This is a genomic window from Neisseria polysaccharea (assembly GCF_963392925.1).
Classification (GTDB): Bacteria; Pseudomonadota; Gammaproteobacteria; order Burkholderiales; family Neisseriaceae; genus Neisseria; species Neisseria polysaccharea.
Map to the genome: position 1 here is coordinate 50,329 of NZ_CAUJNZ010000005.1, position 26,665 is coordinate 76,993.

General features: G+C 52.4%; 24 protein-coding genes and 2 tRNA genes. 4 read left to right on the forward strand and 22 right to left on the reverse strand.

Features of this window, described 5'->3' with window-relative positions; genetic code table 11:
• Positions 1-107 precede the first annotated feature (107 nt).
• Positions 108-1,688 (forward strand): bifunctional phosphoribosylaminoimidazolecarboxamide formyltransferase/IMP cyclohydrolase, encoded by a 1,581-nt coding sequence (gene purH / locus RDY34_RS04255; RefSeq protein WP_003752225.1) that lies wholly within the window; start codon positions 108-110, stop codon positions 1,686-1,688.
• A 171-nt stretch (positions 1,689-1,859) separates the two neighbouring features.
• On the opposite strand, the gene RDY34_RS04260 is transcribed toward purH, so the two are convergent.
• From RDY34_RS04260 to mraZ, 21 genes are all read right to left on the reverse strand, one after another.
• Entirely contained in the window at positions 1,860-2,480 is a 621-nt protein-coding gene (locus RDY34_RS04260; RefSeq protein WP_025456787.1) for an L-threonylcarbamoyladenylate synthase, read from the reverse strand.
• Between the two features lie 98 nt (positions 2,481-2,578).
• Positions 2,579-3,889: an NCS2 family permease gene (locus tag RDY34_RS04265; protein ID WP_003752219.1), complete on the reverse strand. Its 1,311-nt coding sequence runs from the start codon at positions 3,887-3,889 to the stop codon at positions 2,579-2,581.
• A 137-nt stretch (positions 3,890-4,026) separates the two neighbouring features.
• Entirely contained in the window at positions 4,027-5,205 is a 1,179-nt protein-coding gene (gene ftsZ, locus RDY34_RS04270; protein ID WP_003752216.1) for a cell division protein FtsZ, read from the reverse strand.
• Positions 5,206-5,323: 118 nt separating this feature from the next.
• On the reverse strand, positions 5,324-6,568 hold the full coding sequence (gene ftsA, locus RDY34_RS04275; RefSeq protein WP_003752214.1) for a cell division protein FtsA: 1,245 nt from the start codon (positions 6,566-6,568) through the stop codon (positions 5,324-5,326).
• A gap of 85 nt (positions 6,569-6,653) precedes the next feature.
• Positions 6,654-7,382: a cell division protein FtsQ/DivIB gene (locus tag RDY34_RS04280; RefSeq protein ID WP_003752213.1), complete on the reverse strand. Its 729-nt coding sequence runs from the start codon at positions 7,380-7,382 to the stop codon at positions 6,654-6,656.
• Positions 7,372-8,286 carry a D-alanine--D-alanine ligase gene (locus RDY34_RS04285; protein WP_025456786.1) on the reverse strand — a complete coding sequence of 305 codons (915 nt, stop codon included), beginning with the start codon at positions 8,284-8,286 and terminating at the stop codon, positions 7,372-7,374. Before RDY34_RS04285 ends, RDY34_RS04280 begins: the two co-directional genes overlap by 11 nt.
• A 113-nt stretch (positions 8,287-8,399) precedes the next feature.
• Positions 8,400-9,809, reverse strand: coding sequence for a UDP-N-acetylmuramate--L-alanine ligase (murC, locus tag RDY34_RS04290; protein WP_003752209.1), 1,410 nt, complete (start codon positions 9,807-9,809; stop codon positions 8,400-8,402).
• Between the two features lie 83 nt (positions 9,810-9,892).
• Entirely contained in the window at positions 9,893-10,072 is a 180-nt protein-coding gene (locus RDY34_RS04295; protein ID WP_003752206.1) for a hypothetical protein, read from the reverse strand.
• 25 nt (positions 10,073-10,097) lie between these two features.
• Positions 10,098-11,165, reverse strand: a complete 1,068-nt coding sequence (gene murG / locus RDY34_RS04300; protein ID WP_308074101.1) for an undecaprenyldiphospho-muramoylpentapeptide beta-N-acetylglucosaminyltransferase — start codon at positions 11,163-11,165, stop codon at positions 10,098-10,100.
• A 3-nt stretch (positions 11,166-11,168) separates the two neighbouring features.
• Positions 11,169-12,473, reverse strand: a complete 1,305-nt coding sequence (locus tag RDY34_RS04305) for an FtsW/RodA/SpoVE family cell cycle protein (protein ID WP_308075203.1) — start codon at positions 12,471-12,473, stop codon at positions 11,169-11,171.
• 143 nt (positions 12,474-12,616) lie between these two features.
• On the reverse strand, positions 12,617-13,972 hold the full coding sequence (gene murD / locus RDY34_RS04310) for a UDP-N-acetylmuramoyl-L-alanine--D-glutamate ligase (protein ID WP_308075202.1): 1,356 nt from the start codon (positions 13,970-13,972) through the stop codon (positions 12,617-12,619).
• Positions 13,973-14,057: 85 nt separating this feature from the next.
• Entirely contained in the window at positions 14,058-14,876 is an 819-nt protein-coding gene (locus tag RDY34_RS04315) for a tetratricopeptide repeat protein (protein ID WP_308075201.1), read from the reverse strand.
• A gap of 123 nt (positions 14,877-14,999) precedes the next feature.
• Positions 15,000-16,082 (reverse strand): phospho-N-acetylmuramoyl-pentapeptide-transferase, encoded by a 1,083-nt coding sequence (gene mraY, locus RDY34_RS04320; RefSeq protein ID WP_308075200.1) that lies wholly within the window; start codon positions 16,080-16,082, stop codon positions 15,000-15,002.
• 93 nt (positions 16,083-16,175) lie between these two features.
• Positions 16,176-16,352: a hypothetical protein gene (locus RDY34_RS04325; RefSeq protein WP_301817039.1), complete on the reverse strand. Its 177-nt coding sequence runs from the start codon at positions 16,350-16,352 to the stop codon at positions 16,176-16,178.
• A 2-nt stretch (positions 16,353-16,354) separates the two neighbouring features.
• Complete coding sequence (locus RDY34_RS04330; protein WP_308075198.1) at positions 16,355-17,713, reverse strand: UDP-N-acetylmuramoyl-tripeptide--D-alanyl-D-alanine ligase; 1,359 nt, start codon at positions 17,711-17,713, stop codon at positions 16,355-16,357.
• A gap of 30 nt (positions 17,714-17,743) precedes the next feature.
• On the reverse strand, positions 17,744-18,757 hold the full coding sequence (locus tag RDY34_RS04335) for a hypothetical protein (protein WP_308074105.1): 1,014 nt from the start codon (positions 18,755-18,757) through the stop codon (positions 17,744-17,746).
• A gap of 97 nt (positions 18,758-18,854) precedes the next feature.
• Entirely contained in the window at positions 18,855-20,333 is a 1,479-nt protein-coding gene (locus RDY34_RS04340) for a UDP-N-acetylmuramoyl-L-alanyl-D-glutamate--2,6-diaminopimelate ligase (RefSeq protein WP_308074106.1), read from the reverse strand.
• 24 nt (positions 20,334-20,357) lie between these two features.
• Positions 20,358-22,103 (reverse strand): peptidoglycan D,D-transpeptidase PBP2, encoded by a 1,746-nt coding sequence (penA, locus tag RDY34_RS04345; RefSeq protein WP_308074108.1) that lies wholly within the window; start codon positions 22,101-22,103, stop codon positions 20,358-20,360.
• 60 nt (positions 22,104-22,163) lie between these two features.
• Positions 22,164-22,427, reverse strand: coding sequence for a cell division protein FtsL (gene ftsL / locus RDY34_RS04350; protein WP_002220363.1), 264 nt, complete (start codon positions 22,425-22,427; stop codon positions 22,164-22,166).
• A 23-nt stretch (positions 22,428-22,450) separates the two neighbouring features.
• Positions 22,451-23,410, reverse strand: coding sequence for a 16S rRNA (cytosine(1402)-N(4))-methyltransferase RsmH (gene rsmH, locus RDY34_RS04355; RefSeq protein ID WP_003750280.1), 960 nt, complete (start codon positions 23,408-23,410; stop codon positions 22,451-22,453).
• Complete coding sequence (gene mraZ, locus RDY34_RS04360; protein WP_308074109.1) at positions 23,407-23,862, reverse strand: division/cell wall cluster transcriptional repressor MraZ; 456 nt, start codon at positions 23,860-23,862, stop codon at positions 23,407-23,409. Before mraZ ends, rsmH begins: the two co-directional genes overlap by 4 nt.
• 348 nt (positions 23,863-24,210) lie before the next feature.
• Between mraZ and RDY34_RS04365 the strand changes: the two genes are divergently transcribed.
• From RDY34_RS04365 to RDY34_RS04375, 3 genes are all read left to right on the forward strand, one after another.
• Positions 24,211-25,365: a class I SAM-dependent methyltransferase gene (locus RDY34_RS04365; RefSeq protein WP_308072964.1), complete on the forward strand. Its 1,155-nt coding sequence runs from the start codon at positions 24,211-24,213 to the stop codon at positions 25,363-25,365.
• Positions 25,366-25,496: 131 nt separating this feature from the next.
• Positions 25,497-25,573, forward strand: a tRNA-Met gene (locus RDY34_RS04370).
• A 7-nt stretch (positions 25,574-25,580) separates the two neighbouring features.
• A tRNA-Ala gene (locus tag RDY34_RS04375) sits at positions 25,581-25,656 on the forward strand.
• Positions 25,657-25,842: 186 nt separating this feature from the next.
• On the opposite strand, the gene RDY34_RS04380 is transcribed toward RDY34_RS04375, so the two are convergent.
• The gene (locus tag RDY34_RS04380) at positions 25,843-26,664 is read right to left on the reverse strand and encodes an undecaprenyl-diphosphate phosphatase (protein WP_003750278.1); all 822 of its coding nucleotides are present in this window, start codon (positions 26,662-26,664) and stop codon (positions 25,843-25,845) included.
• Position 26,665: the final 1 nt, after the last annotated feature.

Genomic DNA, 26,665 nt, shown 5'->3' on the forward strand with positions numbered 1-26,665 from the left:
TCAACAATATCTGCAAAAACCTACTGCCAAAAAACTGAAAATAGCGGATAATACCGCCCCGAAAAAGTTCCCCTTTCCCCATCCAACTGTCAGAAAAGGAAGCCCCAATGTCCGTCATCAAACGCGCCCTGATCAGCCTGTCCGACAAGACAGGCGCAGTCGAATTTGCCCAAACCTTGACCAAGCTCGGTGTCGAAATCCTCTCTACCGGCGGCACGGCGAAACTGCTTGCCGATGCGGGCGTTCCCGTGATTGAAGTCGCCGACTACACCGGTTTTCCCGAAATGCTCGACGGCCGCGTGAAAACCCTGCATCCGAAAATCCACGGCGGTATTTTGGGCCGGCGCGATTTGGACGAACACGTCGCCAAGATGGAAGAACACGACATCGGCAACATCGACCTTGTGTGTGTCAATCTTTACCCCTTCGCCGCCACCATCGCCAAACCAAACTGCACACTGGAAGACGCGATTGAAAACATCGACATCGGCGGCCCAACCATGGTGCGCTCTGCCGCGAAAAACTGGAAACACGTCGCCATCGTTACCGATACCGCCGACTTCCCCGTCATCGCCGCCGAAATGGAAGCCAACGGCGGTGCGTTGAGCGACAAAACCCGCTTCAACCTGTCGCGCAAAGCGTTCAGCCACACCGCCCAATACGACGGCATGATTTCCAACTACTTAACCTCGCTTTCAGACGACGTCTTGAGCGGCACGCCTGAAATCGGCGAGTTCCCCAGCCAGTTCAACCAAAGCTGGATCAAAGTGCAAGACATGCGCTACGGCGAAAACCCGCACCAACGCGCCGCGTTCTACCGCGATATTGACCCCGCCGCAGGCAGCCTTTCCGCTTATAAACAGCTTCAAGGCAAAGAATTGTCTTACAACAACATCGCCGATGCCGATGCCGCTTGGGAAGCCGTCAAATCCTTTGATGAGCCGGCCTGCGTGATCGTGAAACACGCCAATCCATGCGGCGTAGCCGTTGCAGCCGATACCTTGACCGCCTACAAACTCGCCTACGCCACCGACACCACCAGCGCGTTCGGCGGCATCATCGCTTTCAACCGCGAAGTGGACGGCGAAACCGTCAAACAAATTACCGACAACCAATTTATGGAAGTCCTGATGGCGCCGAAGTTCACCGCCGAAGCCCTCGAAATCGCCGCCGCCAAGAAAAACGTGCGCGTATTGGAAGTGCCGCTTGAGGCAGCCGCAAACCGCTTCGAACTCAAACGCGTCGGCGGCGGACTGTTGGTACAAACCCCTGATATTCACCGCCTCAGCCGCGCCGATTTGAAAGTCGTCTCCAAACGCCAACCGACCGAGCAGGAATGGAACGATTTGCTGTTCGTCTGGAACGTCGCAAAATACGTCAAATCCAACGCCATCGTCTTCGGCAAAGGCGGTCAAACCTACGGCATCGGCGCAGGCCAAATGAGCCGCGTGGACAGCACCCGCATCGCCGCCCGCAAAGCGCAGGACGCAGGTTTGGACTTAAACGGCGCATGTGCCGCTTCCGATGCCTTCTTCCCATTCCGCGACGGCGTGGACGTGATTGCCGAACAGGGCATTAAAGCCATCATCCATCCGGCAGGTTCGATGCGCGATCAAGAAGTCTTTGACGCGGCAGACGAACACGGCATCGCAATGGTCGTAACGGGCGTGCGCCATTTCAGGCATTAACGCAGATAAACAAGGCAATGCCGTCTGAAGGGCTTTCAGACGGCATTTTGTTTGATGTTCCGAACAGACAATCCGCCTGAAACAAAATGTGCGGCGGCATTTCGAACTTCCGTAAACGGCAAAACACCCGATACGTTCGGACGGCTGATGCTTCAGACGGCATCGGTTTCCCTACAAACCGAACACCGCCGTATCGCCGCAACCTTGGCGCACCAATTCCGTACCGTCGGTCATGTCGATGACGGTAGTCGGATCGGTTCCGCACCAGCCGCCGTCAATCACCAAATCGACGGCGTGTTCCAGCCGGTCGCGGATTTCATAAGGGTCGGTCAGCGGTTCGCCGTCTTCGGGCAGCATCAGGGTGCAGCTTAAAAGCGGTTCGCCCAATTCCCCCAGCAGGGCTTGTGCAATGGCATTATCGGGAATACGCAGCCCGATGGTTTTGCGTTTCGGGTGCAGCGTGCGCGCCGGCACTTCCTTCGTCGCCTGCAAGATAAAGGTATAAGGTCCGGGCGTGGCGGCCTTAAGCTGACGAAACTGTACGTTGTCGATTTTGGCGTATGTGCCCAACTCGCTCAAATCGGCACAGACCAGTGTCAGATGGTGTTTCTGATCGATTTTGCGGATGGAGAGTATGCGTTCCATCGCCGCCTTATCGCCGAGTTTGCAACCCAAGGCGTAACACGAATCGGTCGGATAGACGACCACGCCGCCTTTATTGACGATTTCAACCGCCTGCTTGATGAGGCGTTCTTGGGGATTGTCGGGATGAACGGCGAAAAACTGTGCCATAGTTTGTGTCCTTATCGTCATGTTTTCCGTATTGTACGCCCAAAATCCAAACAAAATGCCGTCTGAAAATTTCAGACGGCATTTGATGCTTCCAACCATCAACCCAAATACCAGAATTTTAGTGCCCACAATACGGCAACAATCCATACCATAGGCGGAACATCCTCGGTTCGGCGACACAAAAGTTTGACTACGGCATAGCTGATGAAGCCGAAGGCGATGCCGTCTGCAATCGAATAGGTAAGCGGCATGAAGACAATGGTCAGGAATGCGGGCGCGGCTTCCGTCATATCGTCCCAATCAATATCCCGGGCACTGCGGAGCATTTGTGTGCCGACATAAAGCAGGGCAGGTGCAGTAGCAAAAGCGGGAACACTTTTCGCCAATGGGGAGAACATCAGACACGCCAGCATCAATACGCCGACGGTAACCGCCGTCAGACCTGTCCGCCCGCCTGCCGATACGCCCGCCGCACTTTCCACATAGGGCGTCGTCGAAGAAGTACCCAAAGCCGCACCTGCCACAATGGCGGTAGAGTCTGCAAGCAGTGCGCGTTTCAGGCGGGGCAGCTTACCGTCCACCAGAAGCCCGGCACGATGCGAGACACCGACCAGTGTTCCGGTACTGTCGAACAGATCGACCAGGAAAAAGACGAAAATCACGCTGACCATGCTGACGGTAAACAACCCTTTAAAATCCATCTGCATAAAAGTCGGCGCAATGCTCGGCACTTCGCCGATGATGCCGTAAAACTCGTTCAAACCCATCAGGCTGGCAATGACGGTAATGGTCAAGATGGTAATGATGATTGCACCTTGAATGCGGAAGTATCCCAAAACAACCACCATGGCAAAACCGAACAGTGCCAACAACGCAGACGGTTGATGAATATCGCCCAAACCGACCAAGGTTGCCGGATTGGCAACGATAATGCCTGCGCCTTTCAGGGAAATCAGTGCCAAGAACAGACCTATACCGGCAGCAATCGACATTTTCAAACCCATAGGCAGTGCGTTGACCAGCATTTCCCTGACTTTAAAAAAGCTGAACAGGATGAAAATCAGACCAGAGATGAACACCGCACCCAACGCAACCTGCCAAGGCACGCCCATACCCTTAACGACGGCAAAGGTGAAATAGGCATTCAGTCCCATCCCCGGTGCGAGTGCAATCGGATAGTTGCCGACAAAACCCATAACAAAACAGCCGATGGCGGATGCGATACAGGTGGCAACGAATACCGCCCCCATATCCATGCCGGTTTCACCCAAAATCAACGGGTTGACGATAACGATGTAGCACATCGTCAAAAAAGTCGTCAAACCCGCCATCAATTCGGTGCGGACCGTCGTACCGTTTGCCCGAAGATTGAAAATCCTGTCCAACAGTGTTTGTTTTGAAGTGTCCATATCTGAAAGTCTGTATCAAGTGGAAAAATCTGAATCCGCCGACCGCAAACCGTACGGAATTGCAACATCTTGAAAAACATACCTCCCAAACCGGACAAACCGATTCGGGAGGCAGCAGGTTTACGGCAAACAGCACATTATTTGTCTGAATTGTGTTGACGACGCAAAATCGCAGGGATTTCAAAGTCGTCAAGTACGGACTGATTGTCGAAATCCGCAGCTGTCAGATTCATGGTGCGGATACCGCGATTGGTGCGGATCATACCTTCGACATTGTGGCTTTGCTCCTGTTTGGACGGGGCAACCGCTTCTACCTCCCTTGCCGGAGTAGGATCGACCGCGCCTTTTTCTTTCAGACCGGTAGCGATAATGGTAATCCGGATGGCATCTTCGCTCATGGTCTCGTCTTCAGCAGCACCGAATTTGCATTCCAAATCGGGATGCGCGCTTTGGTTGACGATTTTCATGACTTCAGACAACTCGGACATTTTCAGGCAACCCGGAGCAGTCGTAATATTGACCAGCACACCGCGTGCTCCGTCCAAGGTTACATCATCCAACAGAGGGCTGGAAATGGCCTGATCGGTTGCCATACGCGCACGGTCGATACCTTGTGCATAACCCGAACCCATCATAGCGATACCGCGGTTGCTCATCACGGTTTTCACGTCGGCAAAGTCGAGATTGATGATTTCGCTCGGGCAAGTTACCACTTCGGAAATGCCTGCGACCGCATCGCGCAATACATTGTCGGCAGCGCGGAAGGCTTCGCGCATCGTTACGTCTTCACCCAAGGCGGTCATCAGTTTGTCGTTCGGGATGATGATCAGCGAATCGACGTGTTCTTTCAACTGTTCCAACCCTGCCTGTGCCACATGGACGCGTTTGCCTTCATATGCGAACGGGCGGGTAACCACGGCAACGGTCAGAATGCCCAAAGACTTGGCAATCTCAGCAACAACCGGCGCCGAACCGGTACCGGTACCGCCGCCCATACCTGTCGTGATAAACAGCATATTCGCACCGCGGATGGCTTCTTCAATGGCTTCCCGGTCTTCCTGGGCTGCTGCACGACCGATATCAGGATTCGCGCCCGCGCCCAAACCGCGTGTCAGATTCGTACCCAACTGGATTCTCTTCGCCGCATGGTTTTTTGCCAGAGACTGCGCATCCGTATTGGCACTGATAAACTCCACACCGCGCACATTGTTGGCAACCATATTATTGATTGCATTGCAACCGCCGCCGCCCAAGCCGATTACTTTAATTACCGCAGGGCTGACTGCCGATTCTGCCACGTCGTAAACAAATTCCATTCAAAAACTCCTGCTCGCCCCTTTCAGAGGACGGTTTAAATAAATTATTATTTATTATATAAGAAGTATCTTGCTGCTGGCAAAATACTTCTCACCTGTCAAACGGTAATCCACCTGTTCAAAGGTTGTTTTCAATCCACCGCTTCAATCTTGCCAACAAACCGCCGCCCTCTTCCCTCTCTTGCACTGTACCGTTTTCCGGCTGCGGCAAGTTTCCTTCCAACTTGCATGCTGCATGAAGCAGCCCGATAGCGGTAGAAAAGCGCGGTGTGCGGACGCGGTCGGACAAACCGCCCATTTCTTGGGGTGCACCGGTGCGTACAGGCAGATCGAAGATTTTTTCGGCAAATTCCACAATCCCGGTCATCATGGACACACCGCCGGTCAGAACGATACCCGCATTCAGCACTTCTTTGGGGAAACCCGATTTTTGCAGCTCACCCAGCACTACGCCAAAAATCTCCTGAATACGTGCGCTGATGATTGCTGCCAAAACCTTACTGGAAACCTGACGCGATGTCCGATCACCCACGCCCGGAACTTCAATCATCTCACCCAAGCCTTCCGTATCGCATGATGCCACGCCATAATGGATTTTAATGTACTCGGCGGCATCGAGAGGTGTTCTCAACGATTTGGACAAATCTTTGGTAATCAGATTACCACCGGCCGGAATGACGGACGTATGGCGGATGGCGCCGTTCATATAAACGGCAATATCGGTCGTTCCGCCACCAATGTCGATGACGCATACGCCGAGGTCTTTTTCATCTTCAGTCAGCACCGCCTGCCCGCTTGCCAACGGCTGAAGCATGATCTGATCGCTTTTCAAGCCGCACTGCTCGATACATTTTTGGACATTCTGCACTGCCGTACTTGCACCGGTAATGATGTGCACCCGCGTATCCAAACGCACACCGCTCATACCGATGGGCTCCCTCACGCCAAGTTGGGTGTCAATAATGTAGTCTTGAACCACGGCATCGAGAATTTTTTGATCGGGCGGGATATTGATTGCCTTTGCCGTTTCAATGGCGCGATCGATGTCTGCCTGCGTGACTTCCCCGTCTTTAATTTTAACCACACCTTGCGAATTAAGACTGCGGATGTGGTTGCCTGCGATACCTGTGGTAACGTGGGTAATTTTGGTATCCGCCATCAGCTCGGCATCATTGACCGCCTGCCTGATGGCTTGGACGGTGGCATCGATATTGGTTACCATGCCCGCGCGCAAGCCCCGTGAAGGAGCCTGCCCCAAACCGACGATGTTGATTTTGTCGTCATCTTGAACTTCCCCGATCAGTGCGAGGACTTTAGACGTACCGATATCCAGTACGTTGATGTATCTTTTCTGCTGTTCCATTGTTCGTCTGCTCTTAAAACTGATTGAAATTTGCGTCGCACCATTTCAGACGGCACGGCCGTAATCTGTCCGATACCTGTTCCCACTATTCTTCGGATTCTTTTTCGGGTAAACCGTCAGAAGCATAGCGGACTGAAAATCCGTCCTTATACCTCATATCCACATAGGATAACCGATTTTTATTTTTACGCAACAGATGTTGCCACGCCTCGGTAAAAAGCCGGAGACGTTTTATATCGTTTTCCCGACCGAGCCTGACGGTGATGCCGTTGTCCAAAACGACATTCCACGCCGAACGTGCCGTATAGGTCATCTCTTTGATGCCCAGACCCTGTTTTGCCAAAACAGTCGAAAATTCGTCATAACGGCGGAGCATTTCGGCAGACGTTCCTTCCGCGCCCCTGAATACCGGCAGGCTTGGCCTGTTTAAATGTGCCTTAAAGACATTTCCCTCGCCATCCACCAAGGCATGATCGCCCCAACGTGCAATCGGCTTGCGCTCGGTCAGGACGACCTCAACCGTATCGGGAAAACGGCGGCGCACCATGACCGACGCAATCCATGGATACCGGCGGTAGGCCTCCTGTGCGCCATTGATGTCCGTCCTCAAAATATTCCCATGGATGTATTCTTTCGCCAAACTGCCCAATGCCTTCTTATCGGAATAAACCAGGTTGCCCTTCAGCGACACCTGCTTGACGGGCAGATGATTCGAATTGTAAAACCAAACCAGCCCGGACGCAGCAAGCAGCATCGCCATCATGACAAGCAGCCAGCGCGTCAGCCGTTCCATCGCTTCGGCATTATCCCACATGTGCGGTCTTCAAAATTTCAATACATAAATCGGCAAAACCCACGCCCGTAACGGCAGCGGATTTCGGTACTAAACTATGGCTCGTCATACCGGGCAGGGTGTTGATTTCCAACAGATAGAGTTTGCCGTCGGTATCTTTGAGGAAATCGACGCGCACACAGCCTTCCGCACCGATTGCCTGCGCGCCGCGAACCGCCAGTTCGCGCATCAGGCTTTCTTCGGCTTCGGTCAGATCTTCCGAAGGACATTGATAAATGGTGTCGTCTCGGTTGTACTTGGCTTCGTAGTCGTAAAACTCGGTTGCGGGAATGATGTGTATGCCGGGCAGCCCTTTGCCGTTCAGGACGGGGCAGGAATATTCGCCGCCGCCGATAAAACGTTCGGCAATGATTTCGCCCTGAAGGTGTTTCAATTCTTCGTACACGCTTTTCAGACGGCCTTTTTCTTTGACTTTCACCACGCCGACGCTGCTGCCTTCGGCTGCCGGTTTAACGAACATGGGCAAACCGAGCTGCTGCTCGACAGCATCAAAATCGGAGTCTTCGTGCAGGACGGCGAACTCGGGAACGGGCAGTCCCAATGCCTGCCAAATCAGTTTGCAGCGGTATTTGTCCATGCCGATGGCGGATGCGGCGACACCGCTGCCGGTATAGGGAATGCCCAACAGCTCCAATGCACCCTGAACAGCTCCGTCTTCGCCGTAAGTACCGTGAAGGATGTTGAATGCTGTCTGAAAGCCCCGCTCCTTCAGTTCGGATAACGGCGTTTCTTTAGGATCGAAGGCGTGTGCGTCTATGCCTTTGCTTTTTAAGGCGTTCAAAATGGCGGTGCCGCTGTCCAGCGAGATTTCTCGTTCGCTGGAAAAACCGCCCATCAATACGGCCACTTTGCCAAAATTCTGCATTGTTTTTTGTTCTTTCCTGATTGCTTTATGCTTGTTGCCAGAGGTCGTCTGAAACCTGATTTGCGGTTTCAGACGACCTTTATATGATGTTCCGTCTGTCAGGCGGGTGTGCCTCAAATCTGTTTCGACAATTCCAGTAGCGCGGCGGGGACGCGGTTGATGCTTCCCGCGCCCATATTCAACACAACATCGCCGTCCTGCAAAACATTCAGCAGCATTTGCGGCAGGTCGGCAACATTTTCGCAGTAAATCGGCTCAAGTTTGCCCAATACGCGGATGGCGCGTGCAAGGGCGCGGGAGTCGGCGGCGGCAATCGGCTCTTCGCCGGCGGCATAAACTTCGGTCAGCACCAGCGCGTCAACGGTATTGAGTACTTTGGTAAAGTCTTCAAACAAATCGCGCGTGCGGGTATAACGGTGCGGTTGGAAGGCGAGCACCAGGCGTTTGTCGGGATACGCGCCGCGTGCGGCGGCGAGGGTTGCCGCCATTTCGACGGGGTGGTGTCCGTAGTCGTCCACCAAGAGCGCGGTTCCGCCGTTTGGCAACTTGATGTCGCCGTATTTTTGGAAGCGGCGGCCGACACCTTCAAAGCCGAGCAAGCCTTTTTGGATCGCTTCAACCGATGCGCCGACTTCCAGCGCCACGCCGATGGCTGCCAATGCGTTCAGCACGTTGTGTCTGCCGGGCATATTCAAAACAACTTCAAACGACTCCTGCTCATGTCCTTTCATTTGAACATGGACGGTGAATTTCATTTGCGCGCCGACGTTTTCGATGTCGGTGGCGTAGATGTCGGCGGTATCGTCCAAACCGTAGGTGGCGTAGGGTTTGCTCACTTTGGGCAAAATCGCGCGGACGTGTTCGCTGTCGATACACAAAAACGCTTTGCCGTAGAACGGCATACGGTGGATAAAATCAACAAACGCCTGATGCAGTTTTTCAACGCTGTGTCCGTAGGTATCCATATGGTCTTCGTCGATATTGGTGACGACGGACATAATCGGGGTTAGATGTAGGAAAGAGGCATCGGATTCGTCGGCTTCGGCGACGATGTATTCGCCTTTGCCCAAACGGGCGTTGGTACCTGCGGCATTGAGTTTACCGCCGATAACGAAAGTGGGGTCGAGTCCTGCCGCGCCGAGGATAGAAGCGGTCAGGCTGGTGGTCGTAGTTTTGCCGTGCGTACCAGCGATGGCGATGCCGTCACGGAAGCGCATCAGTTCCGCCAGCATCAAGGCGCGCGGAATGACGGGGATTTGCTGCTCCAGCGCAGCGACAACTTCGGGATTTTCTTTTTTGACGGCGGTAGAGGTAACGACAACATCCGCACCGTTAACGTGTTCTGCGGTATGGCCGGGATAAACTTGAATGCCTAGGCTGCTCAAATGCTCGGTAGCGGCATTTCGCGCCTGATCCGAACCGGAAACTTTAAAGCCCAAATTGTGCAAGACTTCGGCGATACCGCTCATGCCGACGCCGCCGATACCGACAAAATGGATGTTGGTCACTCGATTTTTCATCATAATGTTGCGTTCCGGTGGATTTCGATGCGTAAAGGCGTTATTTTAAAGGGCTATCCGCTTCTACGCCATAGTTTTCTTGTAAATTACAGATGTTTCGGCATACAGGATTTCATATCGATGGCAATATAGTTAAAAATAAGGCTGCACCCAGCGGCAAACCCTGCTTTCCTGCCCATTTTCAAACTCGATTTCATATACCGAAACACCAGAAAAAACAAAATATAAGGCCGTCTGAAACCGGTTTCGTGGTTTTCAGACGGCATCTGTTTCGTTTATCGCATCATGTCATCATGCCGTACACTCGATAGCGGCTTCCGCCACGTCGTCCGCACTGTGCGGCAGCGCCAACGTACGGGCGTTTTCTGCCCATTTGAGGCATTTTTCGCGGTTTAAGCCGCCGAGAATCTCGGCGAGTTTTTCCGCCGTCAACTGGGTTTGCGGCAACAGCAATCCCGCCTCCGCCTGCACCATAAAACGCGCGTTGGCGGTTTGATGGTCATCAACGGCGTGAGGATACGGCACTAACAACGCACCCAATCCCGCCGCCGTCAACTCGGCAATCGTCAGCGCGCCAGCACGGCAAATCACCAAATCGGCATCGCGGTAGGCGGACACCATATCGGTAATAAATTCCACGCATTCGGCTTTCACGCCCAGCGCGTCGTAATCCGCCTGCAAGCTGCCCAGCTTGTTGCGCCCCGATTGGTGGTACATCTGCGGACGCGCATTGTCGGGCAGCAAAGCCAATGCCTGCGGTACGGTTTTGTTCAAAACGTCTGCACCCAAACTGCCGCCGACCACTAAAATTTTCAGATGGCCTTCACGCCCTTGGAAGCGTTCGGCAGGCACGGGCAGGTTGGCAATATCGGCACGGACGGGGTTACCGACCAAACCGCCTTCGTGGTTAAACGCTTTAGGGAAGGCGTACAGCACGCGTTTCGCCCAGCGCGACAGGTGGCGGTTGGACAATCCTGCCACGGCGTTTTGCTCGTGAATCACAATCGGCACGCCCAATAGCTTCGCCGCCAAACCGCCGGGAAAGGTAACGAAGCCGCCAAAACCGATAACGCACTCGACACGGTGTTTGCGGATAATCCGCTGCGCCTCGCGGACGGTTTGATACAAAGTAAACGGCAGCATCAGCTTGCGTTTGATGCCGTTGCCGCGTACGCCCTTAATCGCCAGCGTTTCAAGCGGAATATCGTATTGCGGCACGATACGCTCTTCCATCGAATCCTTACTGCCCAGCCAAATCACATGATGGCCGCGCGCGCGCAACGAATCCGCCACCGCCAGCGCAGGGAAAATATGACCGCCGGTACCGCCCGCCATCAGCATGAAGGTTTTACCGCCCATGATTTACTCCTCTTGGTAACCGCGCATTTTCCGGCGGTTTTCATAATCGATGCGCAACAGCAGCATAATACTGAAAAACATTACCCCCACTGCCGAACCGCCGTAAGAAATCAGCGGCAGCGTCAGACCTTTGGTCGGCAACGCGCCGATATTCACGCCGATATTGAAGAAACTTTGGATACCGATCCAAATACCGATACCCGAAGCGATATAGGCATTGAAGGTCAACCCCAAATCACGCGCCTGTTTGCCGATGGAAAACGCGCGTATAACCAGCCAGCCGTAACAGAACACCAGCACGCACATACCGAAGAAACCGAATTCTTCGGCAATAATGGCGAAAATAAAATCGGTATGCGCTTCCGGCAGAAACCCGCGTTTGCTCAAACTTGCCCCCAAACCCATACCGAACCAGTCGCCTCGCCCGATCGCCATCAGCGACTGGGTAAGCTGATAGCCTGTGTTCTGTTTGTCCTGCCAAGGGTCGAGAAAGGTCAGCACCCGTTGCATACGGTAAGGGGCGGCGGCAATCATCAGCGCCATCCCGGTCAAAACACTGCCCACCAGAATGAAAAAATATTTCCACGGCAAACCCGCAAGGAACAGCAACCCAACAGTAATGACGGTAATCACGACAAACGAACCGAAATCCGGCTGAAACATCACCAGCGTCAAACCGAACGCCACCAGCATGATAGGCAGGATAATCGATCGGAAGCGGTTATACATTTCTTTGGTTTCGCGGCGCGCCTGCAAATTGGTGAAGGACATCGCCAGATTGGCCGTCCCCCGCCAAATCGACCGCCAGCCGAGGTGTTCCATACTGCGCAACACTTCTTCGCGGCGGGTAAACAGGCTGGCCAGATACAAGATGACCGCCAACTTAAATAACTCGGTCGGTTGGAAATTGACTATCACCAAGGGAATCCAACGTTTCGCACCATTGACTTCATTGCCGACAAGCAGCACGGCGACCAACAATATAACCGAACTGGCGAATATCCACGGCACCAGCCACCGCCACGTTTTCATCTTACAAAAACTAAGTAAACTGCATATACAGGCAAAGAAAGCGACAAATCCCGCCTGTTTGCCGACATAGCCGAATTGGCTGCCGCCTTCGCGTACCGCCGAATCCACCGAAGCCGAATAAATCATCAGCAGGCTGAATACCGTCATCAACACCAACATCCACAAAAGCGGCGTGTCGAATTTCCTGCCGTCGCGCACAATCTGCCTGTCGAGCAGCACGGTGTGGATACCGCTCCCCACCTTTACCAATATGTCCGAAATCTTCAAAAAAACCACCTGTCATTCTGTTTGCATCTGCCGCAAAGGGCAAAAATTTCAGACGGCAGATAATGCCGTCCGAACATGCGATACATCCCCAATCAATATTTTAAATCTTTACTTCCCGCCCAACAATGACGGCGTTTGCGTTTCAGACGGCATCACAAAGCCTTAAACGCTTCGATAAACACCTCCGAACGGTGCGCGTAGCCTTTAAACATATCGAAACTCGCGCAGGCGGGGCTGAGCAGCACGATATCGCCCGCTTCGGCTTGGGCGTATGCCGTCTGAACCGCTTCTTCCAAAGTGGCGCAGTCGGTCATATTCAGACCGCAGCCGTCCAAATCTCGGCGGATTTGCGGTGCATCGACACCAATCAGGAACACGCCTTTTGCCTTGCCGGCAAGCGCGTCGCGCAGGGGCGTGAAATCCTGCCCTTTGCCCATGCCGCCCAAAATCACGAAGAGCGGGTTTTGCAAACCGGCAATCGCGGCGGCGGTCGCACCGACGTTCGTGCCTTTGCTGTCATCGATAAACACCACGCCGTTTTTCTCGCCGATTTTTTCCACGCGGTGCGGCAGGCCTTGGAAGGTTTTGACGTGTTCGAGCAATTCATTTCGCGGCAAACCGATAGCCTCACACAAAGCCACGGCAGCCATCACGTTGGCAGCGTTGTGCAAGCCTTGCAGCGGAATGTCTTGCGTGGCAATCAAATCTTCATTGCCTTGTTTCAGAGTGCGAAGCCCGCCCGTGGTGCGACCTTCCTTATCCAACCAAAAATCAGCTTCGTGTTCCAATGAAAACCATTTTACCTCGCGCCCGGCGCGCTTCATCGCACGACAGAACGCATCGTCCGCATTCAAAACCTGTACGCCATTGCCTCGGAAAATCTTATCCTTGGTATGCGCATAGTCGAGCAAGTCGTCGTAGCGGTCGAGATGGTCTTCGGAAATGTTCAGCACCGTCGCCGCGGTCGGGCGCAGGCTTTCGGTGTTTTCCAGTTGGAAACTGGAAAGCTCCAACACCCACACGTCCGCCTTTTTGCCTTCGCGCTGCAATTCCGCCTCCAAAACCGGCGTGCCGATATTGCCCGCGATAACGGTATCCAGCCCGCACTTGATGCAGAGATAGCCGACCAGGCTCGTTACCGTGGTTTTACCGTTGCTGCCGGTAATCGCAATCACCTTGTCGCCGCGACGGTTCACAATGTCCGCCAGTAATTCGATGTCGCCCAACACGCGCCCGCCGTTTTGCTTGAACGCCTCGATATCCGGCTGACGCTCACTGATGCCGGGACTAAGCGCCAGAATATCGAAACCATTATCCAACGCATCTTTCAGACGACCCGTGTAAAACACCAGCCCATCAAACATCTTCCCGATTTGCGACACGCGCTCGGCTTTCAGCTCCGCATCATACGCGGCAACCTCCGCGCCGTTTTTGCGCAGGTAGGCAATCATGGAAATACCCGTGCCGCCAAGTCCGGCAACGAGGATTTTTTTATTTTGAAAAGTCATTTTGGTTTTGTCCTAAAACAAATCATATTGAGCAGGAAGATGTCCGCTCCTACTCAAGCCGCTTTCAGACGGCATCGCGGGCTGTTCAATAACCCGCCTTCAGGCGTTGGTAATTGTCGCAGCCGTCTTGGTTTCCGTTATCGCAAGCCTTACCGTACCATTCTTGGGCAAGGGCGAGGTCTTGGAGCACGCCTTGCCCTTGTTCATACATCACACCCAAATTATTTTGGGCATCGGCATACTCTTGTTCTGCAGCCTTGCGATACCACTGCACTGCCTGTGCATCGTCTTGACGGACGCCTCGCCCATTGTCATACATCACACCCAAATTGAATTGGGCTCTGGCAAGCCCTTGTTCTGCAGCCTTGCGATACCACTGCACTGCCTGTGCATAATCTTGACGAACTCCATGCCCGTTAACATACATCAGACCCAAATTATTTTGAGCATCGGCATACCCTTGTTCTGCAGCCCTACGATACCACTGTACTGCCTGTGCATAGTCTTGACGGACGCCTTCGCCTTCGTAATACATCACACCCAAACCGAATTGGGCTCTGGCAAGCCCTTGTTCTGCAGCCTTGCGAAACCACTGCGCTGCCTGTGCATCGTCTTGACGGACTCCTTGCCCGTTGGCATACATCAAACCCAAATTAAATTGGGCTTTAGCATTCCCTTGCTCTGCAGACTTGCGAAACCACTGCGTTGCCTGTGCATCGTCTTGACGGACTCCTTGCCCGTTGGCATACATCCAACCCAAATTTAATTGGGCTTGAGCATTCCCTTGCTCCGCAGCTTGGAGCGTTTCCTGAAAATCCGATACGTCATCGTCATCCGCCCATACCGCTTGGTTCAAGCCCAAGGCAATCAGGGCGGCGGCAAGCCATTTGACTGTCTGTTTCATGTTTTCTCTCCTATTTCGGTATGGGGCGGTTTTTCAGCCGCCGTTAACGATAAGACGGGACAGATTACCGCCGCAGGTTTGCACGTTCAAATGCCGTCTGAAAGGTGTTCAGACGGCATAGGTTCAGCGAATTTTGAGGGTACTCAAACCGACCAATACCAAGACGATGGTAATAATCCAAAAGCGGACGACGACTTGGGTTTCTTTCCAGCCTTTTTGTTCGTAGTGGTGGTGGATGGGTGCCATCAGGAAGATGCGTTTTTTGGTTTTCTTGTACCAGCCGACCTGAAGCATAACGGATACGGCTTCGACGACAAATAATCCGCCCATAATAACGAGGACGAACTCTTGACGGACGATGACGGCGACGGTACCGAGCGCGGCACCCAATGCCAGCGCGCCGACATCGCCCATAAAGACTTGCGCGGGATAGGCGTTGAACCACAAAAATCCGAGGCACGCGCCGCACATGGCGGTGCAGAATATAGCGACTTCGTTCGCGCCGGCGACATAGGGAAGCTGGAGGTATTGGGAAAATTGGTAGTGTCCGCTGACGTAGGCGAAAATGGCGAGTCCGGCGGCAACGAGGACGACGGGGAAGGCGGCAAGGCCGTCCAAGCCGTCGGTGAGGTTGACGGCGTTGGATGTGCCGACGATGGTCAGGTAAGACAACACCAAAAAGCCGACCACGCCCAGCGGCAGGGCGATTTGTTTGAAGAACGGGACAATCAAAATATTGTTGGCGGAATTGGCGGCAAGGTAAAACAATGCCAAACCGGCGATAATGGCAACGCTTGACTGCCACACCATTTTGAATTTGGCAGACACGCCGTTGGGGTCTTTATAAACGACTTTGCGCCAGTCGTCGTAAAAACCGAGCGCGCCGGTGGCAAGCAGTACGCCCAAGAGAATCCAGATGTACGGGTTCGCCCAGTTGCCCCACAACAGGGTGGACACGGTAATGGCGGTCAGAATCAGCGAACCGCCCATCGTCGGCGTGCCGTTTTTGACGAGGTGGGTTTGCGGGCCGTCGGTACGCACTGCCTGCCCGCATTTGAGCGCGGTCAGCCTGCGTATCGTCCACGGGCCGAACATCAGGGAAAACGCCAAGGCGGTCAACGCCGCCATGACGGCGCGGAATGTGGTGTATTGAAAAATATTCAGGCCGGTTAACCAGTTGCTGAAATGTGCGAGCCATAAAAACATGGGGCTTCCTTTTTTTGTTTTTGTCGTTACATGGGCTTGCGCCCGTTTAAGGTTGGCTTGCCGTCCGACAAGGTTTCGGACGGCTTTTGCAGATTAACGTGCAGGGACTTTCTCAATCACGCAAATCGGGTAACTCCCCGGATTTTTGCCACCGCCCAAGTCTAAACATAAATCTTCATAAAGATAGGCCTGCGTCCGCATTCCGGCATAAAACGCACCGACCAGTGCGGCAATCAGCAATAAGGCTTTTAAAAAACGTCGGTTTTTCATTTTCACTTATCCTCCAATGCCTCGACCACTTCTTCCATCTGCATAAAGCGCGAACCTTTCACCAACACGGTGGCGCGTTCGGGCAAATCGTGGCGCAACACTTGAATCAACGGGTCTTTGGCGGCGAACCACAAACCGTCTGCGCCAAATGTTTCCGCCGCTTCGACGCTGTTGTCGCCGACAAAATAAGCCGCTTCGATGCCTTGGTCGCGGGCGTACGCGCCGACTTCTGCGTGCATGGCGGCGGCTTCGTCCTCGCCCAGTTCGCCCATATCGCCCATCACGAAAATACGCGGCGCAGGCATACGCGCCAACACGTTAATTGCTGCCCTCATGCTGTCGGGGTTCGCATTATAAGTATCGTCAATCAGGGTCGCACCTTTGATGCCGGACTTGACGTTCAGACGGCCTTTGATGTTGCTGAAGCCTTTTAAGCCTTCCGCCACATCGTTCAAACTCAAACCCGCAGCCAAAGCCAGCGCGGCGGCAGCAGCGGCGTTGTGAACATTGTGACGGCCGGGAACAGGCAGCACCACGGCTGCGCGCTCGTTGCCGCACACCAAATCAAATTCGCACGACAAAGGTTTCAGCACGATGTTTTCCGCGTGGACATCGCCGCTATCGACGCCGAAAGTGCGCGTATTCAAATTAAGCGTTGCCGTTTTGAAGACAGCCATATTGGCATCTTCTTGAGGAATCAGTGCCATGCCGTCTGAACATAAGCCTTGATAAATCTCGCTTTTCGCTTTGGCAATATCGCCCACTCCGTCGAAACCGCAGCCGACATGGGCGCGCATGGCGTTGTTAACCAATGCGGCATCAGGTTTGGCAATTTGCGTCAAAACCGCCAGTTCGCCGAAATGGTTCATGCCCATTTCGATGACGGCATAGCGGTGTTTTTCGTTTAATTTCAATAAAGTCAGCGGCAATCCAATATGGTTGTTGAAGTTGCCTGCCGTCGCCAACACGGCATCATCGCCGAAACGGCGGCGCAATACCGCAGCCAGCATCTCCTTCACCGTCGTCTTGCCACCCGAACCGGTAATGCCGAACACAAACGGGTTCACATTATCGCGCCACGCCTTCGCCAGCGTTTGCAATGCGGCAAGCGTGTCATCGACTTTCAACGCGCCATCCAGAACAGCGCAGTCTTCGCGCGAAACCACAACCGCCGCCGCACCAGCAGCCAATACGTCTTCAACAAAATCATGCGCGTCAAACCGCCCGCCCGCCAATGCGAAAAACACATCGCCTGCGCGGATGTCGCGGCTGTCGGTTACGATGCGCGACACGGATTTGTTTTCAGACGGCATTGCAAGGTCGAGGGCTTGGCAGATGAAATTTAGATCCAGTGGTTTCATGATTTCTTCCGTTTGTTTTTTCAGACGGCCTCACATAACCATCTGTAAATGTTTCATCATAGATTTAGGTGTAACAAAAGTTAAACCGTACATACTGCCTAATGCTACTGCCTGGCTTTCCTCTAAATCGGCAGCCAATATCACAAAACGGTCATCCGGCAAATTCAATCGTTTTTTCAAGCGTACATATTTTTCAATGTCTCGTCTGAATTCCCCTGATTTACATTCCACCACAATCGGCTCTTTACCCATCGGTAAAAATACGACATCCAACTCATGTTTATCTTCATTGTCGAATTCGATTTTTATATTTCTAGCGCAAGAAAAAGCATAATCCTTGCCTTTTTGTTTTGCTTCTTCAAGCATTTTGCACAACGCAAACCATTCAAGCCAACCACCACAAAAAAAGTGCTTGATGGCAGTGGCACGTTGCAGGTTCAAGCGGACAATTTTTTCCTGTTTCTGATAAAAATACTTAGAAAACAAAGTATGGCTATAAAATTGCCGGCATAGGTTATTCATTGTCTGCCCGTCTTTTTGAGACATTTTGCCGATATCCAAACTAATGCTTGTGTGGTTGTGGCCGTATGCCCGAATAATCTGGCCCAACATATTTTTAGTAATCTGATAATTACCGCCCAATTTAGCGGCAGCCTCATCAAAAAAACCGCTCATATTGACCGCCTGTAAGTTAAACATCGGCACAATATTGGCCCGGGCAAACCATTGCCGTATCGGTTCATGCTGTTTTTCAGTAGCCAAAATGTCGGTTTCCGATAAATTAACGCCTGTCAGCAGATTATAATTTTGGTTTTCCGAACCGGTATCTTGTTGTGCATTTTCCTCACCGCCGTCTTCCTGTTGCTTCAAAGCCTGCAATTCCCGGTTTACCGAGAAATAACGTTCCAACAATTTACTGACAAAAAATAAAGTGTCGTAAACCCTAACCGGAGCCGTGCATTTTGGACAAGCAATTTCACTCATTCCGGATTCGTAGTAATGCTCATTCATGCAACCGCATTTATTGCAACGGTAAATACCCATTCTTTTTCCTTAGATTCGGATTATATAAATCAAGATTCATAATGTTTCAGACGACCTCTTGCCGGTCAGGTCGTCTGAAAACTTTGTACCTCCTATTTTAGCCCCGCCCTGCCAACGCTTTTTCCGCAACTTCAAAATCGGAAAAATGGTGCTTCACGCCTTGTACATCCTGATAGTTTTCGTGTCCTTTGCCGGCAATCAGAATGATATCGCTTGCGGCGGCGCGTTCGACTGCATAACGGATGGCGGCGGCGCGGTCGGCTTCGACGCGCTCAGGATTAGGTACAGCAGGCAAAATATCGTTGATGATGTCTTGCGGATTTTCCAAACGCGGGTTGTCGCCGGTAACGACGACTTTATCCGCGCCCTGTACGGCTGCCGCGCCCATCAGCGGGCGTTTGCCGCGATCGCGGTTGCCGCCGCAACCGAATACGCACCACAAAGCCGCACCCTGCGGTTTGATTTCCTGCAAGGTGGCGAGTGCTTTTTCCAATGCGTCGGGCGTGTGGGCGTAATCGACGACGACCAAGGGCTTGCCGCTGTTCATGATGCAATCCATGCGACCTGAAGCGGGACGGATTTTTGCTAACACATCCAATACTTTATCAAGCGGATAACCGTTGGCACAAAGCAAGGCGATGCAGGCGGCGAGGTTTTGCGCGTTGAACCGTCCGAGCAGGCGCGTGCGGCATTTCCCTTCACCCCACGGGGTTTGGAATACGGCCTCTATGCCGTCTGAAGAGGCGGTGAAATCGGTAATGCGGATGTCGGCTTGCTCGCTGAAGCCGTAACTGTAAACGACCAAATCGGGACAGTCTTTTTTCAGACGACCTACGAGTTCCGCGCCGTATTCATCATCTACATTGATAACGGCGTGTTGCAGGCCGTGCCAGTAAAACAGGCGCGACTTGATAGCGCCGTAGGCTTCCATCGTGCCGTGGTAGTCAAGGTGGTCGCGTGTGAGATTGGTAAAGATTGCGCTGCAAAACGGCACACCGTTGACGCGCGACTGGTCAAGCCCGTGGCTGGAAACTTCCATCGCGGCGGCGGTTGCGCCCTGTTGGCGGAAACGGTAGAGCAGGGTTTGGACATCGACGGGCGCGGGGGTGGTGTGCGTGGTTTCTTCCAATGCGCCCCAAAAGCCGTTGCCGACTGTGCCGATAATGGCGGTTTTTTCGCCCAATAAATCGGCAGCCTGCGCCAGCCATTGTGTGATGGAGGTTTTGCCGTTGGTTCCGGTTACGCCCCAGACTTTGAGGCCGTCTGAAACGTTGCCGTAAACCTGTGCCGCCAAGATACCGGCACGGTGTTTCAAATCTCTGATGCCTTGATTGGGGACTTTCCATTCGGGATTCCACGCGAATTTGCCATCGTCGTCCCAAAAAACAAAAGCCGCGCCGTTGGCAACGGCGGCGGGGATATAACTGCGGCCGTCGGCATATTCGCCCGGACAGGCAACGAAAATATCGCCTTGTTTGATTTGGCGGCTGTCTGAATGCAACAAACGCCCTGCCGCGTTTGCACACGGCAGGGGCAGAATGCCGGTTTCAGCCAAAGGGGTTAACTTGCTGAACATAAAACAATCTCGTTGATACTTGGATTAAGACGGTGTTTTGACGGCTGCGGCGGTCAGGGGCTTGGTCGGGGAAACGCCCAAGATGTTCAGGCTGCCGCCCATAATTTTTTTGAAGGGCGACCCTGCCACTACGCCGCCGTAATAACCGTTGGCGGTCGGTTCATCGATGGTAACGGCCACAATCACGCGTGGATTTTTAGCCGGGGCAAAACCGATGAAAGTGGCAACGTGTTTGTTATCGACGTAACGACCGTTAACCAACTTACGCGCCGTACCGGTTTTTGCGCCGACATCGAAACCATCTACTGCCCCGGCAGTACCTGTACCACCTGGTTCGGTTACAGAAACCATCAACTCACGCACCTGACGTGCGGTCGATGTTTTAAATATACGTTTGCCTTGCGGCGCAACCGCCTGTTTTTCAAAGCTGACCGGCAGCAAAACGCCGTCGTGCGTCAGCGCGGTATAGGTGCGTGCCAATTGCAGCATGCTCAATTGCAGGCCGTAACCGAAAGACATCGTCGCCTGTTCGATAGGCCGCCATTTCCGCCAATCGCGCAACACGCCCGCGCTTTCCCCCGGAAAGCCGGAATGCATACGCACACCGATACCCAAGCTGTGGTACAAGTCATACATTTCTTCCGAACTGAACCTCGCAGACAGCTTGCTTGTACCGACATTGGAAGATTTCTGCATAATGCCGCGCACATCCAAAGAAGGGTAAACATGGGTATCGCGCACCGGTGCCGAGCCGATTTTATAAGGCTGCGTATTCAATCTCTCGTTCAAATCGGTTTTGCCCGCATCCAATGCTTTTGCAATGACGAACGGCTTTATCGCCGAACCGGGCTCGATCATATCGGTAACGGCACGGTTGCGCCTCTGTTCGCTGTCTGCCTGACCGGGTTTGTTGGGCTCGTAGGCAGGCGTATTGGCCAAGGCGAGGATTTCCCCCGTGCGGGCATCCAAAACCACCACCGTTCCGGCTTTTGCCTGATGGTATTCGACCGCCTTATTCAACTCTTCATAAGCCAAAGTCTGAATCCTCTGATCCAGAGAAAGAATAATGTCTTTGCCGTTTTGCGGGGCTTTATTGCGCGGGGAGTCCAAGCTATCCACAATATTGCCCTGCCGGTCCCGCAAAACGACTTCCGCGCCGTCTTCGCCATGCAGGCTGTCTTCAAGCGAAAGTTCCAAACCTTCCTGACCTTTGCCGTCAATATCGGTAAATCCGATGACGTGTGCAAACAGGTTGCCCATCGGGTAATGGCGTTTTAATTCTTTTTCAAATACAAAGTTTTCCAAACCCAAGGCTTTAACCTCTTCGGCAACCTTGGGATCGAGCTGCCGCTTAATCCAGATAAACGACTTGCCTTTCTGTTCGAGCTTGTTCCTCAAAACATCAACCGGCACATCGACAAGCTCGGACAGGCGTTCCAATTGTGCGGCAGACGGCATTTCCTTCATATCTTTAGGCACGGCAAACAGGGACTCCGTCGGCGCACTCAACGCCAAAACCGCACCGTTCCGGTCCGAAACCGTACCGCGTGTAGCCGGCAATGTTTGAGTCCGCACAATCCGGTTGTCGCCCTGTTCTTTCAAAAATTCATACGTTACCGTCTGCAGATACAGTCCGCGGGCAATCAAACCGGCAAACAAGACCGCCATTGCCATCAGGACGAAGCTGATCCGTCCGTTACTGGTCATCGGCTTTTTGACCTGCTCTTCTTTGGGCAGCATCCGGGGCTTATATTCGCTCTTAATCAACATTTTTACTTCTCGTTATTATTATCCTGACGCAGGAATCCGATTCCGGCACACAGGCTGCTTCTATCTTTGATGTTCCACCATAAAGGTATTGCCCGAAACCGGCGGATGGAGGTTTTGTTTTTCTGCCGCCGCCCTGATCGCTTCGTGGTTCGCCAAACGCGCCTGTTGCAGCCTCATTTGCGCATAATCCTGCTCCAAGGCGATTTCCTGTTTTTTCGCCTTGTCCAAAGCTGTGAAGTTGAGCCTGTACTGGTTTTGCTGCATCACAACGGAAAAAGCGGAAACACACACCGCAAGCAGCAGAAGGAAATTCAATTTGTTCATTGCCGTTCAGACGTTTTTCTCTGTTATTGTTCCGGTATCGGACCGGCAGTCCGCTCCGCCACACGCAAAACCGCACTTCTCGCCCTCGGATTGGCGGCAATTTCCGCCTCACCCGGCTTTAATGCCCTGCCCACGATTTTCAGGGGCGGCTCGGGCAAATCCGCTTCCCTGACCGCCGCCCAGCGCGGTAGGGGCGCGTGTTGCGAATATTTTTTGACAAACTGCTTCACAATGCGGTCTTCCAACGAATGGAAAGCAATGACCGCCAAACGTCCGCCCTGTTTCAGACGACACATGACCTGCGGCAATACTGCCCCTACTTCTTCAAGCTCGCGGTTAATAAAGATGCGGACCGCCTGGAAAGTACGTGTTGCAGGATCTTGCCCCCGCTCACGAGTACGGACGTTTTGTGCCACGATCTGCGCCAGCTTGCGGGTTGTATCGATTGGACTTTCCGCCCGTTGCGCAACAATGGCGCGCGCAATCTGGCGGCTAAACCGCTCTTCACCATAATTCTTGATTACCTCGTGCAAATCCTGTTCCGACGCAACCGCTATCCACTCTGCGGCAGACATACCGCGCGTCGTATCCATACGCATATCCAAAGGGGCATCGAAACGGAAGCTGAAACCGCGGCTGCCGTCATCGATTTGCGGAGACGAAATCCCCAAATCAAACAACGCACCGTCCACCTTGCCGATACCCAAATCATCCAATGCCGTCTGAAACGAAACAAAACCACCATGCACGACACCGACCCGTTTGTCCGAACGCGCCAGCTCTTCTGCCACAGCAATCGCCTGCGGGTCTTTATCGAAAACAATCAGCCGCCCCGCATCGCCCAAACGCGACAAAATCAGCCGGGAATGCCCTCCCCTGCCGAACGTACCGTCCACATAGATACCGTCTTCGCGCACGGCAAGCGCATCCACCGCCTCATTCAGCAAGACCGTGATATGCCGGTAACTTTCTGCTCCAATCACAATTGCAAATCCGTCTGACTCAACTGGAAGGCAAGTTCGTCAGGATCGTCATCCAAAGCCTGAACCATCTCAGCCTCCCACTGCTCGCGACCCCAAAGCTCCAAACGGTTGGCACGACCGACCAAAACGACTTTACGGTCGAAATCCACCCTCTTCCTCAGTCCGGCAGGAACCAGCACCCGACCGGCGCTGTCCCATTCCAAAATTTCCGCGTTATGCAGCAGAAGATTTTGAAACCGCCGTAAAACAGGGTTATCCGCCACTTTTAAATTTAAAAGTTGCGCCGCAACCTTTTCCCACTCCGCAACAGGGTACATCAACAGCTTATGTTTCGACTCGAGCGTTACCACTACGGCAGGCGTATAGAGGCGCGACAGAATGTCGCGGAATTTGGCAGGAACAGCCAACCGCCCCTTACTGTCGATGCTTAATTCGTGTGCGCCGCCGAACATGACATGTCCCAAGCCGAAATCAAAATCACAAGGGTAAAAGAGACACTTTGCCCCACAATTCCCCACCAATCGACACTATAAGAAATTTTAAACACTCGGTCAAATACGGACGGAAAATTTCATTAATATATCAAGTTTTTTTAAATTCCTTTAAAAACAACAAAATAGAAAAATCCAATTGCAGGCAGCCAATCACAAGGCATAGTAATAAAGGTGAATAATTACCATATATACTATTTATTTTAAATAAAAATCAATATATAGTATTAAAATAAAGCCATGACAGCATCTGTACCAACGTGTAATATATCGGGAAATCCAATAAATTTACACAAGATAACATTTATCATGCCCCTCCCCCTCCCCCTCCCCTCCCCTGCCGCGCAACAATCCTCAGCCAACCTTCAAACCCTCCTTGCCAAAGAAATCAAAAAGCATAGAAATTGGATTCCATTTTCACGTTTTATGGAATTGGTTTTATACACTCCGCAATACGGCTACTACACCGGCGGCAGCCATAAAATCGGCAATAACGGGGATTTTATTACCGCACCGACCCTCACCCCTCTGTTTGCACAGACACTGGCACGCCAACTTCAAGAACTTCTACCCCAAACGGCGGGCAATATCTATGAATTCGGCGCGGGAACCGGTCAGCTTGCCGCCGATTTGTTGGGCAGCATTTCGGACGGCATCAACCGTTACTATATTATTGAAATATCGCCGGAACTAGCAGCTCGCCAGAAAGACCTGATTCAGACCCTCGCACCTCAAGCCGCCCAAAAAATTGTCCACTTATCTGCGCTTCCGGAAACATTTGACGGCATCATCATCGGTAACGAAGTACTCGATGCCATGCCTGTCGAAATCATCCGTAAAAATGAAGGCGGCTCATTCGAGCATGTCGGCGTTTGTTTAGACAACGGTCGTTTCGCCTATTCTGCAAAACCCTTGCACGATCCGTCGCTTTCCACCTCGGCTTCCCTCTATTTTCCTCAAACAGATTATCCCTACACCAGCGAACTGCACCCGCAACAATATGCCTTTATCCGCACCCTTGCCTCAAGGCTCAAACGCGGCGGCATGATATTCATCGACTACGGTTTTGATGTGGCGCAGTATTACCACCCGCAACGCAATCAAGGCACATTGATCGGACACTACCGACACCACGTTATCCACAATCCTTTCGACTTCATCGGATTGGCAGACCTGACCGCCCACGTCAACTTTACCGACATCGCCCAAGCCGGTACGGATGCAGGACTGGATTTGACAGGCTATCTGCCCCAGTCCCATTTTCTGCTGAATCTGGGCATAATCGAACTGTTGACACAAGTGGGAAAAACAGACTCGCCCGCCTACATCCGTGAAGCTGCTGCCGTTCAGAAACTGATTGACCAGCACGAAATGGGCGAACTATTTAAAGTCATCGCATTCGGAAAAAATATCGGCATCGACTGGGCAGGATTCCGCTTCGGCGACATCTGCCACAAACTCTAACCCTCATGCCATCTGAATCCGCTTCAGACGGCATAAACTTTTTAACATTTAAAAACAGGAAACTAATTCAAAATTAAAAAATACGGCTTGTCAAAAAAACAAAAAAACATATAATAGCGACTTCACGAAACGGCGAATTAGCTCAGTCGGTTAGAGCAGAGGAATCATAATCCTTGTGTCCGGGGTTCGAGTCCCTGATTCGCCACCAGATTTTCGGGGGTATAGCTCAGTTGGTAGAGCGCTTGCATGGCATGCAAGAGGTCAGCGGTTCGATCCCGCTTACCTCCACCAGATAAAAAAGCACAGACCGTAAAAAGGCATGTGCTTTTTTATTGCCTGATTGCCGGAAAATAAAGAACAAACCACTGACTTCAAAACAGGCAATCGACTTTAAACCTATTGCCCCGCCTGTCCTGATTTTATCAGCCCGCCAGACAAACCCGACCCGAATAATGTCTTCAGGTCGGGTTTATGGTTTCATTCCCAACTTATCCAGCCCGACAACCACAATATTATGATGACGATGCCGAAAACAATGCGGTAATAGGCAAACGGGATATAGTTTTTCTTGGAAACAAACTTCAGCAGTGCTTTGACCGCTACTAAACCGGAAACAAAAGCGGCAATAAAGCCTATCAGAATCAAACCGACATCATGCAGGGTGAAAAACCGGTAATGTTTCAGGACATCATAAGCCGTTGCTGCAACCATCATCGGAACGGCCAAGAAAAATGAAAACTCCGTTGCCGTTTTCCGCTCGATTCCCCAAAGCATCCCGCCCATAATCGTACTACCCGAACGGGACGTACCCGGAACCAGTGCAAACACTTGGGCAACGCCGATCATCAACGCATCAATCGGACGCAATGCATCAACATCGGCAATTTTAGGCTCTGCTCGGCTTTGGCGTTTCTCCACCCACAAAATAAAAAAACCGCCCAAAACCAGCATGACTGCAACACTCAAGGGGTTAAACAGATACTCTTTGATTTGTTTGCCGAACAACAGCCCCATCACGGCGGCAGGTATAAAAGCAATGGCAAGATTAAGGACAAAACGGTTGGCTTTCCGGTCTTTTCCCAAGCCATGCAACACATTGCTGAAACGCTGCCGGTATTCAAACACTACCGCCAAAACCGCACCGAGCTGGATGGTAATTTCAAAAACCTTGTGATTGCTGTGAAAACCAATCAGATTGCCGAACACAATCAAATGTCCGGTACTGGAAATAGGCAGGAATTCGGTAAAACCTTCTACCAAACCCATCATCAGGGCTTTCAGGACAATCATAAAATCCATT

Coding starts and splice junctions, on each gene's coding strand:
- purH (WP_003752225.1), top strand. CDS start 108: ATGTCCGTCATCAAACGCGCCCTGATCAGCCTGTCCGACAAGACAGGC.
- RDY34_RS04260 (WP_025456787.1), bottom strand. CDS start 2,480: ATGGCACAGTTTTTCGCCGTTCATCCCGACAATCCCCAAGAACGCCTC.
- RDY34_RS04265 (WP_003752219.1), bottom strand. CDS start 3,889: ATGGACACTTCAAAACAAACACTGTTGGACAGGATTTTCAATCTTCGG.
- ftsZ (WP_003752216.1), bottom strand. CDS start 5,205: ATGGAATTTGTTTACGACGTGGCAGAATCGGCAGTCAGCCCTGCGGTA.
- ftsA (WP_003752214.1), bottom strand. CDS start 6,568: ATGGAACAGCAGAAAAGATACATCAACGTACTGGATATCGGTACGTCT.
- RDY34_RS04280 (WP_003752213.1), bottom strand. CDS start 7,382: ATGTGGGATAATGCCGAAGCGATGGAACGGCTGACGCGCTGGCTGCTT.
- RDY34_RS04285 (WP_025456786.1), bottom strand. CDS start 8,286: ATGCAGAATTTTGGCAAAGTGGCCGTATTGATGGGCGGTTTTTCCAGC.
- murC (WP_003752209.1), bottom strand. CDS start 9,809: ATGATGAAAAATCGAGTGACCAACATCCATTTTGTCGGTATCGGCGGC.
- RDY34_RS04295 (WP_003752206.1), bottom strand. CDS start 10,072: ATGCCGTCTGAAAACCACGAAACCGGTTTCAGACGGCCTTATATTTTG.
- murG (WP_308074101.1), bottom strand. CDS start 11,165: ATGGGCGGTAAAACCTTCATGCTGATGGCGGGCGGTACCGGCGGTCAT.
- murD (WP_308075202.1), bottom strand. CDS start 13,972: ATGACTTTTCAAAATAAAAAAATCCTCGTTGCCGGACTTGGCGGCACG.
- RDY34_RS04315 (WP_308075201.1), bottom strand. CDS start 14,876: ATGAAACAGACAGTCAAATGGCTTGCCGCCGCCCTGATTGCCTTGGGC.
- mraY (WP_308075200.1), bottom strand. CDS start 16,082: ATGTTTTTATGGCTCGCACATTTCAGCAACTGGTTAACCGGCCTGAAT.
- RDY34_RS04325 (WP_301817039.1), bottom strand. CDS start 16,352: ATGAAAAACCGACGTTTTTTAAAAGCCTTATTGCTGATTGCCGCACTG.
- RDY34_RS04330 (WP_308075198.1), bottom strand. CDS start 17,713: ATGAAACCACTGGATCTAAATTTCATCTGCCAAGCCCTCGACCTTGCA.
- RDY34_RS04335 (WP_308074105.1), bottom strand. CDS start 18,757: ATGGGTATTTACCGTTGCAATAAATGCGGTTGCATGAATGAGCATTAC.
- RDY34_RS04340 (WP_308074106.1), bottom strand. CDS start 20,333: ATGTTCAGCAAGTTAACCCCTTTGGCTGAAACCGGCATTCTGCCCCTG.
- penA (WP_308074108.1), bottom strand. CDS start 22,103: ATGTTGATTAAGAGCGAATATAAGCCCCGGATGCTGCCCAAAGAAGAG.
- ftsL (WP_002220363.1), bottom strand. CDS start 22,427: ATGAACAAATTGAATTTCCTTCTGCTGCTTGCGGTGTGTGTTTCCGCT.
- mraZ (WP_308074109.1), bottom strand. CDS start 23,862: ATGTTCGGCGGCGCACACGAATTAAGCATCGACAGTAAGGGGCGGTTG.
- RDY34_RS04365 (WP_308072964.1), top strand. CDS start 24,211: ATGCCCCTCCCCCTCCCCCTCCCCTCCCCTGCCGCGCAACAATCCTCA.
- RDY34_RS04380 (WP_003750278.1), bottom strand. CDS start 26,664: ATGGATTTTATGATTGTCCTGAAAGCCCTGATGATGGGTTTGGTAGAA.